This is a genomic window from Prochlorococcus sp. MIT 1327, from assembly GCF_047304785.1.
Classification (GTDB): domain Bacteria; phylum Cyanobacteriota; class Cyanobacteriia; order PCC-6307; family Cyanobiaceae; genus Prochlorococcus; species Prochlorococcus marinus_D.
Genome location: NZ_CP138972.1, coordinates 355,566 through 372,790, shown reverse-complemented (window position 1 = coordinate 372,790; position 17,225 = coordinate 355,566). Strand labels below are relative to the sequence as shown.

Sequence of the window (17,225 nt, the reverse complement as noted above, 5' to 3'; positions counted from 1 at the left end):
GCCATCAGCTCCTGGAAAGCCAAACTCGCCAGCAGGGCCAACATTCTCAACAGCAAAGTTGCTTGCTTCTGCTACATCAAAGGCTCCCTCAAACTTCAGATTTACAGCAACGCCAGGTGCCTCCAAAGCTTCTGGGGTCAATCTCAGCGCAACAGTTTCAACAACATCAAATGCTATTTCAGGGCTAGATGCACCAGGGCCTGCTGCTGCTAACTCACCCGCTGCAGCAGGTTCAACAATGCTAGGACCTTGCAGGGCGTCCGGCGCAAACTCTCCAGAAGCAGCTCCTGCACCGCCAAACTCACCCTCAGGACCTCGCCCGCCAAACTCACCCTCAGGACCTCGCCCGCCAAACTCACCCTCAGGACCTCGCCCGCCAAACTCACCCTCAGGACCTCGCCCGCCAAACTCACCCTCAGGACCTCGCCCGCCAAACTCGCCATCAGGACCTACCGCAAATTCGCTACCAGGGCCAGCGTCAAAACCTCCGGGGCCAGCGTCAAAACCTCCAGAACTTACGGCGGGGTTGAAAGCAACGGAGCTCTCGCCCGGGTTGAGAACTCCAGGGTTGAAAATTCCAGGATTGAACACTCCAGAATCGAAACCTCCGGGGTTGAAAACTGCAGGGTTATCTTCTGGATTCGCTACAGGGTTATCTTCTGGATTCGCTACAGGGTTATTGACTGGATTCGCCACAGGGTTATTGACTGGATTCGCTACAGGGTTATTGACTGGATTCGCTACAGGGTTATTAACGGGAGGATTACCGCCACCGCCACCGCCACCGCCACCGCCACCGCCACCGCCACCAACTGAACAAATAGAGCTGGCGCCACTAGCAGAACAAGTAGCAACAGTAGGGAAAGCAGAATTAACTACCAATCTGCCATCAGTAACATTTGTAGGTCCTAAATAACTATTAACACCCTCCAGGATTAATTCTCCAGCACCAGTCTTAGTCAGACCGTTAGTAGAAGTTCCACCCTGAATATTAACGCTGTCAGTGAATACTGTAACCCCATTATCTACATTGAAAGTTCCGCCCTTTATTCCCAAACTTAATGTCGTAGTAGGCGCGCTAGGATCACGTGGAATATCCACAAGAAATCTGAGAGTAGCAGCATTTGTACTAGAGCCAAGATTAATCGATGTAGACCTGCCAAAAGCATTTGTACTGCCAACCCCCAGCACGCCTGCTGACACAGTCGTATTACCTGTATATGTATTTGCACCACTCAGAATTAATTCTCCTGTGCCAGACTTGGTAAAATTCCCAGCACCAAAAATATTACCGCTGTATGTAGAAGTTCCGGTTTGATTTACTTCGAATGTGCCACCAGAAGCAACTGAAACATTACCTGCACCAGTGAAGGTTGCAGCAATAATCCCTAATCCTCCTGAACCTGTAGTAACTGTTACGCCATTATCAATATTGACATTATCACCAGCATTCAGCTGAAGCTTTCCAGTACCGCCCGACCAATCCAAGCTAACTTGCACATTAATGTCGCCATCAGGCGCATTTACGAATCCAATATCCGCAGCGTCGACATAAGTATTATCATTTATACTGGTACTAATTGTTACATTAGTACCAGTAATTAAAGCATTTTGAATCGCGCTCTGGCTAGAGCCATCAATGCTATAAGTAAAAGGGTCTAACAGCCATTTTCCTTGCTCACCATTAAAACTGCCAACATCAATAACAACCTTATCAGTATCTAAAAGAGCACCAGATGTCTCAATCCACCCCCCATTACCTTGAAGACTTCCTCCGCGACTAATGAAACTTCCGGCAACCTGAGTAAGGCCATCTGGGTTATAAATGTCACTCCAAGCAACAATTGTGCCCCCATCACCATCCCAAGTGGCTGAAGCATCAAGCAATGCGCCAGCTTCAACTGTGGTGTTGACCGCCTGGCGAACACTTACATCACTATTTTGCCAACTACCTCCCACTTGAATTAATCCACCGCCAGTGGCACCAGTAGCCAAAAGCTGAGAGCCACCATCAACCCTTACTTGATCACCGGTCAGCGTGAGACTGCCGCCACTGCTATTCGCTGAACTCGCCGATAGACGGCTGTTAACTACCTCGACGGTGCCACCAGGTGCATCAACCAACAGGCTCTGATCAATCGAAATATCTATGCCTTCAAGCAGAATCCTTGGAGTAGAGATAAGACCAAGCTCTGCACCCCGAGAAGGGTTGTCTAAGAATCCCTGTGATCCTGGCAAAGGATCAGACGTCAAAGCAGCCAACTGATGCGATCTACTGCCAAACACATCGAAAACACCGTTAGGGAAACGCAGTGCACTCGCCGTACTTAACTTGAGCTGCTGAACATTCACAAAGCCAACCCCTGAGCCAAGATGAATGCCACCTGGTGACAGCCAGAAAAGGTTGGCTGGTGCCGACAAACTCAGTACCTTGTCGAGAAAAGTTCCAGCAGGAGCAGTCACACCCACAACCAAATTGCGCTTGCCACCCGTATCGAAATTCACTCCCTCAATCGCACCACGAGTGTCAAAAGCACTAAATTTAAGAAAGCGATTCTTGCCGCCATCGCTGCCACCAGTGATGCGACAGATTCCGCGCCTACAGCCCCCTTCAAGATTCCCATTCACACGGGTACCCAAGCCACCAGAACGCACTTCAGCACGCCCCATAGAACCAAGCCAGGTCGAAGCACCTAGCGCTAGCGCCAAGGTCAGTGAAACCCGTCTAGCGGTAGGTGACATTACAGGAAGTTTGCGAGCTTCTAACACATATCCTCTCAATAAAAACCTTGATCAACTGTGACCGGAGTCAATATTTGCTGTGATCTTGCTAACTTGACCAATAGTGAATCTAATCGCTTAATTGCATAAGCAAGACAAGCATACGCCAAAGACTCTTGATTCATGCTATTATTTTATAATTAATATTGGGTTGTGCTTAGCATGGCCTGCCTGCATAATTAACTGACTTCAACTTAATCATAAAACCATATTCCTTCTAATAGCACAACTTGTAGCGCCGCCTATACAGCCTGGGCCAGTACGGATGCCGGATCGTACCCCCTTGGAATCACGACCCCAGCCGAGTCAGCCGATAATCCTGCAAGAAAAACAGCAACCACTCGAAAACGACCCCAAAGAACCCCCTAGCAAACCTCTTGGAATCCCAGTCTCTAACTGGCAACCTCCTATAAAAGGCACAACCCCGTATAGCCCTGAACAACTTACACAAATCCTAGGATCCTGCGGAAGACCAACCGTGGCCAGCACCCTGACAACTTGTGCTGCCACCCTCACCGCCCGACTAGTACGCGATGGCTATGTGAACAGTCGAGTCTTCACCCTTACTGAACCAAGTCCAGGAGCACTGGAAGTCGTTGAGGGCAGAATCGCCGAATTGCGCATCAAAAGCACTGACTTAGGCCTACAACAAGAAATCAAGCAGCGACTGAACTCACTGATCAACAGCGTGCTGCATTTACCCAGCCTTGAGAAAGCTTTGGTAAATGTCCGAACCATCCCTGGAGTCGGACAAATCAGCGGGAATCTTGGCCGCCTCGGCAGCGATGCCACCCAAGCCGTGCTGAACCTGACAATCGATGTAACTCCCAGCCCCTGGATGGGGGAGGCAAGCATCCGCAACGACGGCAACGCTGGTACAGGGGCCTATCGCAGTGTGGCAACGGTGGTGAAGAACAGCCTGCTGAAGCGCAACGACACATTTTTGGCATATCTAGAACTCAATGGAGATGCCGATCCAGAACTCGGTGCAGCCATTACTTCCATAAGCTATAGCTGGCCGCTATCCGAAAGCTGGCTACTAACAGGATCCATGGGCTGGAGCCGCCGCTGGATGGTGGAAGCACAAGACGTAGGCCATGAAATTAGCTTCCGCCAATTCCAGGGAATGGCACAAATAGAAAAGACATTGCACCAATCATCAAATCAATTTTGGAGCGCCTTTGCGAGCATTAGCAGCAGTCGCAACGATGCCTACCTAGCTGGTTACAGCGCCCCCCTGGTACTAGGAGGTGGCCTGGATGGCTGGCTTCGCAGTGGATATTTAAAAGCCGGCATTAACTTTGGTGGTAACACCAACTCACTGGCCTGGGGAGGTAACATCTATGGCCTTCAGGGCATAGCAGGGTTCAGCACGGAGAGCCAACTCAAAGAACTTGCTTGGTACGGTATCGATTCGGGTGAAGCGAAAGCCATCGGGGGCCTTGCCAACCTCACTTGGAGAATCAAGCCCAACGTAAGCTTGAATCTGCGAGGAGCATATCAATGGGCCTTCAACAAACTTCCTAGCGATATGGGCTTCAGCATCGGCAGCGATCTTGGTTTAATTGGATTACCAGGCACCCTGATCAGTGGAGATAGCGGTTGGCTGGCAAAAAGTGAATTAGTGGTAACACCATGGCTAAAAAATAATCAAGCATTCCAAATTGTTCCGTTCTTCGGGATTGGTGGAGTCCACACTGATTTTTCCGAATTAATTATTGAAGATACCGTAGGTTCTGCTGGCATTCTTGGCCGTTATATCAATGGTGCCTGGTCGATGGAATTGGGATGGGTTGATTCCTTTGAGACAAATGATAACCCAGGTTTGTGGCAAGACTGGGTCGTCGGCAACGGACTCTATGCAAACCTAAAATATCACTTTTGAATGCTAAGCAACAAACCTGCAGATTAGCCTGAATGCCTAAAAGAGATCCAAACATGAACACACTCATTCATCGCAACTCTTGATAAAGGGAACAAGTAATCTCAGCTCTTAACAAAGCAATTCCAAACAAATCACTAAAACAAAATGATAAAACACAGAATATTCCGATGGCTAGAAGAATCGAATGCCAAAGCACACCTAGATTTCCTTGTCATTCTCTCAGCGATCCGTCTGCGTGCGTTATGTCGGCAGCCGACCCCATCCAGGGCAACCAGTCATGGACCATTGCCGATAGTGCAGCCCTCTATGGCCTAGATCACTGGGGGGAGCCTTACTTCTCAGCCAACGCCAACGGCCACGTGCAGGTCCAGCCCCGCGGCGATCAAGGCAGCTGCCTTGATCTCGTGGAACTAGTAGAGGAGCTCAAAAGCCGCAACCTCAACTTGCCTCTGCTGATCCGCTTTGATGACATCCTCGAAGACAGGCTAGAGAAGCTGCACAGCGCCTTCGAACAGGCCATTGCCAAATACGGATACGGCAGTCGATATCAAGGCGTATTCCCAGTGAAATGCAACCAACAGCGCCACGTCGTAGAGCAACTAGTGGAAAGTGGTCGCCACTGGCACTTTGGCCTAGAGGCTGGCAGCAAGGCTGAGCTGCTGATTGCTCTTTCACTGGTCAACGACCCAGAGGCACTACTGATCTGTAACGGCTACAAAGATCAGCGCTACATCGAAACCGCGATCCTGGCCCGCAGGCTTGGTCGCCAACCTGTGGTAGTGATTGAACAACCAGATGAGGTGGAACGGATCATCCGCTGCAGCCAAGAACTTGGCGCAGCACCCTTCATCGGTGTACGAGCAAAGCTAACGACACGCAGTACGGGCCACTGGGGTAGCTCAGTGGGCGAGAAAGCCAAGTTCGGTCTCTCATTCCCGGATCTGCTAGCCACGGTGGAAGCCTTAAGACAAGCTGATCTACTCAGCGATTTGCGCCTACTGCACTTCCACATCGGCAGCCAAATCAACGACATCGCCGTACTAAAAGACGCGCTTCAAGAGGCAGGGCAAATTTACGTAGAGCTGACGAAGATGGGAGCCCCCATGGGGTATTTAGATGTTGGGGGTGGTCTGGGTGTCGACTACGACGGCAGCCGCAGCGCTAGCGCAGCATCGACCAACTACTCCCTACAGAACTACGCCAATGATGTGGTCGCAACGGTGCGCGAATGCTGTGAACCCCGTGGCATCACTTTGCCTATCCTTGTGAGCGAAAGCGGACGCGCGATCGCTAGTCATTTCTCAATACTCGTTTTCGATGTACTGGGCACAGGAACTGTGCCAGGAGCTGTGCCCAATCAAACAGGACAGGAACCCCTCACCATTCACAACCTTAGGGAGACACTCGCAGCACTTATGGCAACTCAGAAGGATGGTGTATCTGAGATATCGCGCCTACAGGAAGCATGGAACGACGCGGTGAAATTCAAAGATGATGCTCTCGCAGCCTTCCGCCTGGGTTACATCAGTCTGCCAGAACGGGCTCTCGCGGAACAACTCACATGGGCTTGCGCCGAAGCAATTATGAGCCAATTGCCTCGGAACGAAACCATCCCCGACGACCTACAAGGTTTAAGAGCTGTTCTCGCTGGCACCTACTACGCCAACCTTTCAATATTTCGTTCAGCCCCAGACACCTGGGCCATCAAACAACTCTTCCCGCTTATGCCGATTCATCGCTTGAATGAAGAACCAACTCAGCTAGGTCACTTCGCTGACCTCACATGCGACTCCGACGGAAAACTGGACAACTTTATCGGGCATGGGCAAACCAAAACTCTGCTGGAGCTTCACAACCTGCGCCAAAATGAGGATTACATGATTGGCATGTTTCTCGGCGGGGCTTACCAGGAAGTAATGGGCAATCTGCACAACCTCTTCGGCAGTACCAATGCCGTGCACATCCGGCTAACAACCGGTGGTGGCTACCAAATAGACCACGTGGTGCGAGGCAACACCAATTCCGAGGTGCTCGAAGCAATGGAGCACAACCCTGAGCTCCTGCTAGAACGACTTCGCTTGGCTAGTGAACTTGCAATTCAGCGAGGCGAGCTAACGATCAACGATGTGCGTCGACTGATGGACCATCTAGAAACGAGCCTGCGTCAGACTACGTACCTTCAAGGCTAGAGCTGGCAATCATTCCTATATGGGAGGCATGAGAAACTTTGATCACAACAACTCATTGAGCACTGAAAAGTCGCATCCCTGGAGATCAGCAACTGCTTTTTCTGAACGCTTCCCAAAAACACCTAAGTCAAGACTCTTCTGGCCAGTCAATTCAACCCGGAACTGTGCTCAGAAGCTCTAAGAGCCAAGCGGCAACAGTCCTCGTTTGATCAGCGGCTGCAGATCCAGCAAACGAAGGCAACCTTCGATCTCCTCCAGAGTTCCACGACTCCGCAGCTTGCTCAATGTCCGAGAGGCAGTCTCCCGGGACAAACCTGCAATGAGACCCAACTCCCTTTGGGCTAGAGGTGGAATCGCAACTTTGGGATCAGCGGCGGAAGAACTCTTGCGAGCTAAGTAAGCCAATGCATTGAGTAAGCGCGTGGTCGCATCACTTGACTGGATTGCGAAACGCTGATTGAGATCCCGCAAGCGAGAGGCCTCAAGCTGAGCAAGGGCAAGCGCAAAGCCCACTTCCTTGCGCAGCAAAGCCACAAAAGGCGACGCCCTCATCTTCAAAAGCTTCACTGGCGTTAAGGCCACAACATCAGCAGTCCTAGGTGCTGCATCAAGAGCAGCCATCTCACCAAACAGATCCCCCTCCCCCAACACTGAAATCACAACTTCATCGCCATCAGCCGTATAACTACGAACTTTGGCCATGCCTGAGCACAACAGGAAGACCGACTCACCCCAGTCTTGCTCCATCACAAAAACCTGTTCAGCTGCATGACTGGACTCAAGATGGCGGTCCAATAGTTGCCCACACTCTTCAGCTGTTAAAGCCGAAAACAATTGCAAAGCCTGCAATTGCTCGACAGTAAAAACGGCCATTTCAATTATTTTTTAGTTATTAAATGGTAATACAATAATTCCCATCAAGCCAACTTGCAAGAAAAATACAACCTCGAAATTGCTCTTCAATTAACAATCAATTATAGGCGCATTAATCGATCTCCACCACACACTAAGCATGAACTATTCCTCATGACAACAGTCGATCTCAAAACAAAGCTGTTTCTGCCTAATGCAACACGAGCTGGCTGTTAGGAATAAATGGGATCACCATCGTTACTAGCGGCCTTGAGCATGGATGGCGGCAAAGGGCAAGTTGGCCAAGCACCAAGCACCAAGCGGCTGTCTTAAGACTTGGAGTGGTGATTGGCGGCATTGGCTTGCTCTATCCCGGAGACATAGAGCTTCTTGGACTGGCATTTGTCGATGCTGCACAACATCTGCGTGGGCCACACCACATCCGGTGGCCAATGGAAACATAATTTTATTGCCACGCAAAATTGATTGCAAGGCAAATTAAGACTTAATCTCAATAGTTGGTCCAAAAGCAATTATCTTGCAAAGAGATGTCCAGACACCAATATCACTATTTTATTTAAAAAAGTCTTCCCCCATAAAGCAACGGATTGCATTGGATCTGCAAGTTGTTGCCAGTCATACCAAAATAATGAAAGCCATCCACGGCAGCCATGTGGGGACAAGAACCTCAACTTCAGCGAGTCCACGAGCGACTGAAGTTACTGCTTGCGATCCACACCAATGAACTCCAGCCCACAACCGTGCATGCCCAGCAAGGAGAGCTCCTGCTCAAGCAAAACGCACCAGCCAAACACCTGCTTCTGCTGACTCAGGGAAAGGTAGCGATTCAGATCCAACACCAAGGTCAGTCACCGCACACATTGACGGTAGTTGAAGCCGAAGCAATTTTGGGAGAAATGGGACTATTTGGCGGTGGCATCCACTCCAATGACGTACGAGTTGTCGATGGTCCAGCCGAACTGCTCCAAATCTGCGGTGACGATCTACTCAAAGCACTAATCTACGACTCAGATCTACTGATCGAGCTCCTTTCTCTGGTTAGTGAGCGAGCCTGCAATGCCAACAAAGGAATCACATTGCTACTTGATTCCATTAACGCAGCATACAAAGGAGATGATGTCTTATTGGACAAAATGCTCACAGAATTAACAAGTCTGAACCACTATATTTCGCAAACTGCCCAACAACTCAAGAAGCTCGACAAGAAAAATAAATGACTTGTGCAATCAGTCAATGAGAAAATAAGACTTTGCTTATGTTGAATTCCATGTAAAAAATTGCCTCCACAGAGGCACTCCGAAATTTAACAAGTTGATCTCGGCACCTAGCCTTCGACTCACAATATAAACGATTTCAGTCGCAAGGTATTTTTTTTTATAAAAAAATACCTTCTTCTTCCAAATAGCATGCAGAAATCTCCAGAAATAAGACAGGTGGCTATTCTCAAGCCATCAGTCTTATTTCTAAAATCCAGCCCTAAGTCAGATCGGATCTCTTTTATTTCCTCTATATGCATACTAATTCAAGATTAGGTGATGACTTACGGCTCAACAATAAAAAGCGTAGAGAAGCCGTTACCCTTCAATAAAAAGCTCAGCCCAAGGCTTGCTTCAGCTCAACCTTTGCCGCTTCCAATGCTCCATCCAAAGCCGCACCATCGCGTCCGCCCGCCTGAGCCAGATTGGGGCGACCGCCGCCGCCGCCGCCGCAAAGCTTAGCGATCGAGCCAATGAACTTGCCCGCTTGCTGACCCTGAGCGATCACCTGCTTGCCAAAGGCCGCTACCAAAATCACCTTGCCTTCGTCGCTCGGATCAGGCAAACCTCCCAACACAACAGCAGCACCATCCCCCAATTGATCCAATAAACCCTGAGCTGCGTTTTGTAAGCCCGCACCCTCCACACCATCAAGACGCGCCACCAACAACTGATATTCACCAACAGCTACTGCCTGGGTTGCCAAGGCCGCTGACTTCGCGACCGCTAATTCAGCCCGTGCTGCAGTCAACGCTTTTTGGCTGCTCTTCAGCTCCTCCTGCAGCGATGTCACCCGTTCGACGATTTCGCTGGGCTGCACCTTCAAGCGCTCCAAAAGTTTCTTCACCACCTCATCGCGCTCATTGAGATACGCCAGCACCGCCGGACCAGCCACCGCCTCAATCCGCCGAATTCCTGCAGCAACACTGCTCTCAGCAACGATCTTGAACAAGCCGATCTCAGCTGTATTGGCCACATGGGTTCCGCCGCAAAGTTCCATCGACACACCTGGCACATCCACCACGCGCACCACATCGGCGTACTTCTCTCCGAACATCGCTACAGCGCCGGCAGCCTTGGCCTCTTGGATCGACATCTCCTCCACATTCAGATCATGAGATTCCATGATCCAACCGTTAATCAAAGCCTCAATCTGCTCGAGTTCCTTGGCCGTAACAGCTCGCGAACAGTGGAAGTCGAAGCGCAAGCGATCGAAGTCCACCAGAGAACCTGCCTGAGCGATCCCCGAATCAACGACCTGCTTGAGCGCCGCCTGCAAGAGGTGAGTTGCAGTGTGATTGGCCTGGGCACGGCGACGACAGGCCCGATCCACCTGAGCGTTAACCAAGTCGCCCAGAGCCAACGTGCCGCGCTCAATACGACCAAAATGCACAAATACGTTGCGATGACGACTCACATCGTCAACAGTCACGATCACACCATTGCCGCCGGAGCCTTCACCCGAAAGCACACCGTGATCACCCACCTGGCCGCCACTTTCACCGTAGAAGGGCGTGGTATCGAGCACGATCTGCACACTGTCACCAGCGCTGGCTCGTTCGGCCGACTCCCCATTCACGACTAGGGCCAAGACACAGCAAGGCTGCTCCAAGACCTCATAACCCTTGAAGCGAGTGGCCTCCAACTCAGCTGCCATTTGCTCGATAGCCCCTTGCAGCGTGAGATCAATGCTCACTGCAGCGGCCTTGGCCCGCTGACGTTGCTGATCCATCGCTTGCTCAAATCCTTGGAGATCCACAGTCAAACCATGCTCTTCAGCAATCTCCTGGGTGAGTTCCAAAGGAAAGCCATAGGTGTCGTACAACTCAAAGGCCTGGCCCCCTGAAATCATCTGGGGATTAGCAACCAGCACATCAGCCAGCACCTTCTCACCACGCTCCAACGTTTCCAAGAAGCGGGCCTCCTCGCGATTGAGTTCCGCCAGAATCAGCTTTCGGCGCTCCTCAAGCTGGGGGTAAGCCTCCACCATTAAGGCAATCGCCGCTTCCCCCATGGCCTGCAAGAAAGGCTTCTCGATCCCGACCAGTCGCCCATGACGCACCACCCTGCGAAGCAAACGCCGCATGATGTAGCCGCGACCAAGGTTGCTAGCAGTAACCCCATCACAGATCAAATGCGTAATCGCGCGGCAGTGATCGCCGATCACCTTGAAGCTGGTCTTCCCCTTCTCATCAAGCTTTTGATAATCGAGACCCGCGAGCCCAGCAGCCGTCTCGATCAATGGGTAAATAATGTCAGTTTCATAGTTATTAGGGACGCCCTGCAAAATCTGAGCCATCCGCTCCAAGCCCATGCCGGTATCAATATTGCGGTTCGCGAGTGGGGTGAGATTGCCCTCCCCATCTCGGTTGTATTGCATAAAAACCAGGTTGTAGAACTCAACAAAACGACCGTCGTCTTCCAGATCAATGTCGTCGTTGCCCAGATCCGGCTTGAAGTCGTAATAGATCTCCGAACAAGGTCCACAGGGGCCAGTCGGCCCTGAAGCCCAAAAATTATCAGCCTCATCCATACGAATGATGCGCTTGGGATTCACCCCCACCACATCTCGCCAGATGGTCTCAGCCTCATCGTCCTCACGAAAGACGCTCACCACCAAATTCTTCGGATCAAGTCCAAACACCTCTGTCGTGAGCTCCCAGGCCCACTCAATCGCTTGTTGCTTGAAGTAATCGCCAAAAGAGAAGTTGCCAAGCATCTCAAAAAACGTGTGATGCCGCGCTGTGCGACCCACGTTCTCGATGTCATTCGTGCGAATACATTTCTGGCTACTGGTGGCCCGCGGCGCAGGGCGTTCAGCCTGACCCATGAAAACGGGCTTAAACGGCAGCATGCCAGCAATGGTTAGTAGCACCGTGGGGTCTTCAGGAACCAACGAAGCACTAGGAATCACCTGATGCGCACGCTCAGCAAAAAATGTCAGAAAAGCAGTGCGGATTTCTGACCCAGTGCGAGGTCGCGAATCACCAGAACGCAATGATCTTGCAACGGCCATGAAGAATTCGGACGTGGAACAAGGATCCACCAGCCATGATCGCCTTTGGACCTCCCTATGACGTTGCCCGCCACCGCAACCAACCCAATGGTTGGGGCCCAGATGTATTTGCATTCGCTTGGGCAATGCCAACTTCAGGCATGCATGCAGCCCTGTTAAACCTGCCCTTCAAACTGGCAATGGACTTGCGCTCCTAAGGCTTGGGCTTGCTCTATGGCAGCTTTAGCTTGCGCAATCCACAGCCGCACCCCCTCGAAAGCAGCTGGCCATAGCTAGGGGACCGGCGCCCTGGCATGATTGGTTGTGGAACTCCTGCGTGGATGGTTGCCGTTGATCGGCAGTGCACTCCTGCTCCAAGAAACCCAACACATACTTTTTGCGTCGCGGCCATGAGCCTGCTGCACGCCACCTGGCTTCCAGCCATCCGTACTCCGACCAGCTCCGGTCGCCCTGCGCTCCTTGTGTGGGCAGATACCTGGCGAGTCGCTACCCCAGCAGGACCAGCAGCAACTCCCGCACTCCACCCCTTCACCCTCAGCCCAGACGATCTACGTGCCTGGCTCATTGAGCGCGATCTACTGCCTGATGAAATCATCGACGCCACAGCATGTCTGACCCTGCCTAGCCGAACAGTCAAACCGCGCAACAAAACCAAGAACGTATCCACTGAATCCGACGAAGCCAAAGACAACAAAACAAGTTGGACAGGACTGCCCTTACAAGCAGGCGAACCCATTCCCAAGCAAACGGAATGGTGGCCCTGGCAGGTGCAAGGCCTGGCAGTGGAACCTGCTGCCGCAACGGCCTGGCTTTCGAAACTGCCTCTTTCAGGAAATCATCCTGATCTGGCCGATGAATTGCGCTGGTGGAGCCATCTACAGCGCTGGGCCCTGAGCATGATTGCTCGCGGACGTTGGCTACCCCAGGTGGAACTCAGCAAGGGAGAGGGCTATCCCCACCGAGCACGCTGGACACCGCTACTCAACCGTGAAGATGATCGCCGCCGCCTCGAAGACCTTGCCGCTCAGCTTCCCTTAGTGGCCACCTGCGCCCTCCCCTGGCGGGAGCCCACCGGAAGGCGTAGCAACCGAATGACCCGCCTAAGACCAGAGGCGATGCGAGCCGCTAACCCTGTGGCTTCATGCCGACCCCGCAGCGGTCGCCTTCGCGTAGCCAGCTTGCTGGAAGAACTCTTGGATGCCCAACTGCGCACCGGATTTGAAGCGAGTGAGCAAGGCCTAGACCCATTGCTCACAGCCTGGCAGGAAGCACTGGGGTCGGACAGCGGCGTGATCAACCTCCCCGATGAGGAAGCCGAACGTCTAGCTACAGCAAGCAACCATTGGCGTGAAGGCGTGGCTGGCAACGTCGCACCAGCCAGGGCCTGCTTAGAACTCTTCACTCCAGGAGAAGGGGAAGACCTCTGGGAGCTGCGCTTCTCCTTACAGGCTGAGGCTGATCCCACGATCAAAGTACCGGCCGCAGCAGCCTGGGCAGCTGGTCCCAAGGTGCTGCAACTAGGCGAAATCCGTGTGGAACATCCAGGCGAGGTGCTACTGGAAGGCATGGGGCGAGCCCTCACGGTGTTTGCACCGATCGAACGAGGCCTCGACAGCGCCACACCAGAAGCAATGCAGCTCACCCCTGCTGAAGCCTTTGTATTGGTGCGCACTGCAGCGGCCCAACTGCGTGATGTTGGCGTTGGCGTGGAATTGCCTGCCAGCCTCTCGGGAGGGCTGGCCAGTCGCCTAGGCCTAGCGATCAAGGCGGAGCTATCGGAGAGATCTAGAGGTTTCACTTTGGGCGAAACCCTCGACTGGAGTTGGGAGCTCATGATCGGTGGCGTCACCCTGACGCTTCGCGAACTGGAGCGACTAGCAAGCAAGCGCAGCCCGCTTGTCAACCACAAGGGCGCCTGGATCGAATTACGCCCCAACGATCTCAAACATGCAGAACACTTCTGCAGCGTCAATCCAGGCATCAGCCTCGACGATGCCTTGCGCCTTACCGCAACCGATGGCGACACGCTGATGAGACTGCCCGTTCACCGCTTTGAGGCCGGTCCACGACTACAGGCGGTGTTGGAGCAGTACCACCAGCAAAAAGCACCAGACCCCCTACCTGCTCCCGAAGGCTTCTGCGGTCAGCTCAGGCCTTATCAGGAAAGAGGTCTGGGTTGGCTGGCCTTCCTGCATCGCTTCGATCAAGGGGCATGCCTAGCCGACGACATGGGCCTTGGCAAAACGATCCAGCTACTGGCATTCCTGCAACACCTCAAGGCGGAACAGGAACTCAAACGGCCGGTATTGCTTATCGCTCCCACGTCCGTACTCACCAACTGGAAGAGAGAGGCATTGGCCTTCACACCAGAGTTAAATGTCCGCGAACACTATGGGCCGCGTCGGCCCTCTACCCCCGCCGCCTTAAAGAAAGCACTCAAAGGCTTAGACCTCGTTCTCACCAGTTATGGGCTCCTGCAACGAGATAGTGAGCTCCTGGAAACGGTCGACTGGCAAGGCGTGGTCATCGATGAAGCCCAAGCCATTAAGAACCCCAACGCCAAACAGAGCCAAGCAGCACGCGATATGGGTCGCCCAGACAAAAACAATCGCTTCAGGATTGCTCTTACCGGCACACCCGTAGAAAACCGAGTCAGTGAACTTTGGGCACTGATGGACTTCCTTAACCCAAGGGTTCTCGGTGAAGAAGACTTCTTCCGCCAGCGCTACCGGCTGCCAATTGAGCGCTATGGCGACATGTCTTCCCTGCGAGACCTCAAGGGCCGTGTTGGTCCCTTCATCCTGAGACGACTAAAAACCGACAAGGCAATCATCTCCGACCTACCCGAAAAAGTAGAGCTGAGCGAATGGGTGGGGCTGAGCAAAGAACAGGCAGCCCTCTATCGCAACACAGTGGATGAAACACTGGAGGCCATTGCCCGCGCACCCAGGGGTCAACGTCATGGCAAGGTGCTCGGATTACTTACCCGACTGAAGCAAATCTGCAACCATCCCGCCCTAGCCCTCAAAGAACAAACCGTTGCCAAAGGGTTCATGGACCGTTCCGCCAAGCTGCTGCGTTTGGAAGAAATTCTCGAAGAAGTAATCGAGGCAGGAGATCGCGCTCTGTTATTCACCCAATTCGCAGAATGGGGTCATCTCCTTAAGGCCTACCTGCAACAACGCTGGCGCTTTGAAGTTCCCTTCCTGCACGGCAGCACAAGCAAAACTGAACGTCAGGCCATGGTTGATCGCTTCCAGGAGGATCCACGTGGACCCCAACTGTTCCTGCTGTCACTCAAAGCCGGTGGTGTAGGCCTCAACCTGACGCGAGCCAGCCATGTGTTTCATGTTGATCGCTGGTGGAATCCTGCCGTAGAAAACCAGGCCACTGATCGCGCTTACAGGATCGGGCAAACCAATCGGGTGATGGTGCACAAATTCATCACCAGCGGCTCAGTTGAAGAGAAAATTGATCGCATGATTCGTGAAAAATCTCGACTTGCCGAAGACATCATTGGCTCTGGAGAAGACTGGTTAGGTGGCTTAGGCGTCAGTCAATTGCGCGAACTAGTGGCCCTAGAAGGCAGCTGATTCAAAGATGACGTCATGACAAGCAGCACCAACAACACCAGCATCACAACCGCCCTAGGTGAAGAGGGGCTAGGGCAACAGCCTTGGTGGGTGGAGCAATGGATGGAATTGATTAATTCCTATCGCTTCAAAAAGCGACTTGAGCGTGCCTGGACCTACGCCAGAGAAGGCAATGTCACCTCAATACGCTTCGAGGGTCGCCGAGTACACGCCCGCGTCCAGGGCACCGGTGAAGACCCCTACAAGGTGAAACTCTGGCTTGATGTCCTCAACGACGAAGACTGGGGGTATGTCCTGGAAGCCCTTACCCAGAAAGCACGCTGGTCTGCCCAGTTGCTAGCAGGGATCATGCCGGCAGACATCGAGCGGGCATTTGCAGCCAGTGGTCGACGTCTTTTTCCCTTCAAGCTGCAGGAAGTCCGCAGTGAATGCAGCTGCCCAGATAAAGCCAATCCCTGCAAACACATCAGCGCCATCTATTTCCTGATGGGGGATCGCTTCAGCGAAGATCCCTTTGTACTGTTTCAGCTACGCGGTCGCACCCGCAACAAATTGCTTGCGGATCTAGCCGAACAACGGCGCGATGCACTCGCAAAACTGGCAGCAACTGCGGCCGAAAAGAATGAGGTTCCTACTGAGCCATCCAGCAGCGACGACCTGCCTATACCACCCCATCCGGCCGTTGTGGACCCGAGCTTATGGTGGCGCTACGACTCCAGCCTCGATGCCGATCTGGTGGTGATTACTCCAGCCATGGAAGGCGACACAGGGCTCGATGCAGCAGGTGATCTGCCCCTGGCCGAAGAACCCCGCTTCCCAAAAGCCCGTCAGACTTTTCTGAATCATCTCAGGGAGCAGGGACAAGCCCTATCCCAGCAAGCCATGCTGCAAGCGATGGCGACCGGTGGCTGAAGTCCCCTGGCTATCTTCGGAGAAGCAGGAGCTGGTGAACCTGCTTCTAATCTCTCACCAACAAGCTTTCAATCACCCACTTCTGGCATGTGAGCGACGGCAGCCTTCACAACGTCTTGCCAGCCAGGAACTGTTTGCATTAAGACAGCCCGTACTAGCCCATAGTGACGGGCACGATCCCAATCTTAGCTATGCCAATGCTGCAGCACTTCAGCTGTGGGGACGGCGCTGGGCAGAGATGGTCGGCATGCCTTCCCGCTTGACAGCACCAACCAGCGAACAAGATGCACGCGCCAATGCCTTAGACAAAGCGCTCCAACAGGATGCAATCAAGGACTATCAAGGGATCCGTATTAACCATGAAGGGCGAAGGTTTCTAATCAAGAACGCACGCATATGGACCCTATGGAATCAAGAAGGTCTACGCATCGGCCAAGCTGCTGCAATCGGCAGCTGGTATTGGTTATGAGTGCACACCAGTCCATTAACAATAAAATTGACGCCTCCTTGCAACCAAGTTCATGCAAAAAATTAAGGGGATCATCAGCCGATAGGCATAGTCCATTTTTTTGATACATGAATTTTGATGCATGAAATTTGATACATGAAATTTAGGCAAAATACGCATATTAACTTTGCCTTAATCACTTAAGCCTTGAATATTTTCTATTTTGAGAGTCCAAGAATTCTGATCAAAAACCAATCTTCCTTTGCGTTATT

At 52.4% G+C, this 17,225-nt stretch carries 11 protein-coding genes and 1 pseudogene; 8 read left to right on the top strand and 4 right to left on the bottom strand.

Annotation, left to right across the window (positions count from 1 at the left end):
• Positions 1–249 precede the first annotated feature (249 nt).
• A complete protein-coding gene (locus SIB80_RS01755) occupies positions 250–816 on the top strand; it encodes a DUF6470 family protein (RefSeq protein WP_413681533.1) in 567 nt (188 codons plus the stop codon).
• Between the two features lie 66 nt (positions 817–882).
• On the opposite strand, the pseudogene SIB80_RS01750 reads toward SIB80_RS01755, so the two are convergent.
• Positions 883–2,670 (bottom strand): annotated as a pseudogene (locus SIB80_RS01750) (autotransporter-associated beta strand repeat-containing protein); the annotation flags it as partial.
• A gap of 376 nt (positions 2,671–3,046) precedes the next feature.
• On the opposite strand from SIB80_RS01750, the gene SIB80_RS01745 reads away from it, so the two are divergent.
• Together SIB80_RS01745 and speA are read left to right on the top strand one after the other, a co-directional pair.
• Complete coding sequence (locus SIB80_RS01745) at positions 3,047–4,666, top strand: ShlB/FhaC/HecB family hemolysin secretion/activation protein (RefSeq protein ID WP_169189999.1); 1,620 nt, start codon at positions 3,047–3,049, stop codon at positions 4,664–4,666.
• Positions 4,667–4,908: 242 nt separating this feature from the next.
• Positions 4,909–6,855, top strand: a complete 1,947-nt coding sequence (gene speA, locus SIB80_RS01740) for a biosynthetic arginine decarboxylase (RefSeq protein ID WP_063420680.1) — start codon at positions 4,909–4,911, stop codon at positions 6,853–6,855.
• A 177-nt stretch (positions 6,856–7,032) separates the two neighbouring features.
• Here the strand turns inward: speA and SIB80_RS01735 are convergent, their stop codons facing one another.
• Together SIB80_RS01735 and SIB80_RS01730 are read right to left on the bottom strand one after the other, a co-directional pair.
• Entirely contained in the window at positions 7,033–7,728 is a 696-nt protein-coding gene (locus tag SIB80_RS01735; protein ID WP_063420681.1) for a Crp/Fnr family transcriptional regulator, read from the bottom strand.
• A 240-nt stretch (positions 7,729–7,968) separates the two neighbouring features.
• Entirely contained in the window at positions 7,969–8,169 is a 201-nt protein-coding gene (locus SIB80_RS01730; protein WP_063420682.1) for a hypothetical protein, read from the bottom strand.
• 209 nt (positions 8,170–8,378) lie between these two features.
• Here SIB80_RS01730 and SIB80_RS01725 point away from each other — a divergent pair, with 209 nt between their 5' ends.
• On the top strand, positions 8,379–8,945 hold the full coding sequence (locus SIB80_RS01725; protein WP_063420683.1) for a cyclic nucleotide-binding domain-containing protein: 567 nt from the start codon (positions 8,379–8,381) through the stop codon (positions 8,943–8,945).
• 376 nt (positions 8,946–9,321) lie between these two features.
• Here the strand turns inward: SIB80_RS01725 and alaS are convergent, their stop codons facing one another.
• Positions 9,322–12,000, bottom strand: coding sequence for an alanine--tRNA ligase (alaS, locus tag SIB80_RS01720; RefSeq protein WP_063420684.1), 2,679 nt, complete (start codon positions 11,998–12,000; stop codon positions 9,322–9,324).
• A 35-nt stretch (positions 12,001–12,035) separates the two neighbouring features.
• Here alaS and SIB80_RS01715 point away from each other — a divergent pair, with 35 nt between their 5' ends.
• The 4 genes from SIB80_RS01715 to SIB80_RS01700 all read left to right on the top strand — a co-directional run bounded on the left by SIB80_RS01715 (position 12,036) and on the right by SIB80_RS01700 (position 16,974).
• A complete protein-coding gene (locus SIB80_RS01715; RefSeq protein ID WP_236066180.1) occupies positions 12,036–12,197 on the top strand; it encodes a hypothetical protein in 162 nt (53 codons plus the stop codon).
• A 192-nt stretch (positions 12,198–12,389) separates the two neighbouring features.
• Positions 12,390–15,593, top strand: a complete 3,204-nt coding sequence (locus SIB80_RS01710) for a DEAD/DEAH box helicase (RefSeq protein ID WP_063420685.1) — start codon at positions 12,390–12,392, stop codon at positions 15,591–15,593.
• Between the two features lie 15 nt (positions 15,594–15,608).
• Positions 15,609–16,505 (top strand): SWIM zinc finger family protein, encoded by an 897-nt coding sequence (locus tag SIB80_RS01705; RefSeq protein WP_063420686.1) that lies wholly within the window; start codon positions 15,609–15,611, stop codon positions 16,503–16,505.
• Positions 16,498–16,974, top strand: coding sequence for an MEKHLA domain-containing protein (locus SIB80_RS01700; RefSeq protein WP_063420687.1), 477 nt, complete (start codon positions 16,498–16,500; stop codon positions 16,972–16,974). The genes SIB80_RS01705 and SIB80_RS01700 overlap by 8 nt, the downstream gene beginning before the upstream one ends.
• Positions 16,975–17,225: the final 251 nt, after the last annotated feature.

Excerpts from the sequence above, each read along its gene's own strand:
- SIB80_RS01745 (WP_169189999.1), top strand. The coding sequence starts at position 3,047 with ATGCCGGATCGTACCCCCTTGGAATCACGACCCCAGCCGAGTCAGCCG.
- speA (WP_063420680.1), top strand. The coding sequence starts at position 4,909 with ATGTCGGCAGCCGACCCCATCCAGGGCAACCAGTCATGGACCATTGCC.
- SIB80_RS01735 (WP_063420681.1), bottom strand. The coding sequence starts at position 7,728 with ATGGCCGTTTTTACTGTCGAGCAATTGCAGGCTTTGCAATTGTTTTCG.
- SIB80_RS01730 (WP_063420682.1), bottom strand. The coding sequence starts at position 8,169 with ATGTTTCCATTGGCCACCGGATGTGGTGTGGCCCACGCAGATGTTGTG.
- SIB80_RS01725 (WP_063420683.1), top strand. The coding sequence starts at position 8,379 with ATGTGGGGACAAGAACCTCAACTTCAGCGAGTCCACGAGCGACTGAAG.
- alaS (WP_063420684.1), bottom strand. The coding sequence starts at position 12,000 with ATGGCCGTTGCAAGATCATTGCGTTCTGGTGATTCGCGACCTCGCACT.
- SIB80_RS01715 (WP_236066180.1), top strand. The coding sequence starts at position 12,036 with ATGATCGCCTTTGGACCTCCCTATGACGTTGCCCGCCACCGCAACCAA.
- SIB80_RS01710 (WP_063420685.1), top strand. The coding sequence starts at position 12,390 with ATGAGCCTGCTGCACGCCACCTGGCTTCCAGCCATCCGTACTCCGACC.
- SIB80_RS01705 (WP_063420686.1), top strand. The coding sequence starts at position 15,609 with ATGACAAGCAGCACCAACAACACCAGCATCACAACCGCCCTAGGTGAA.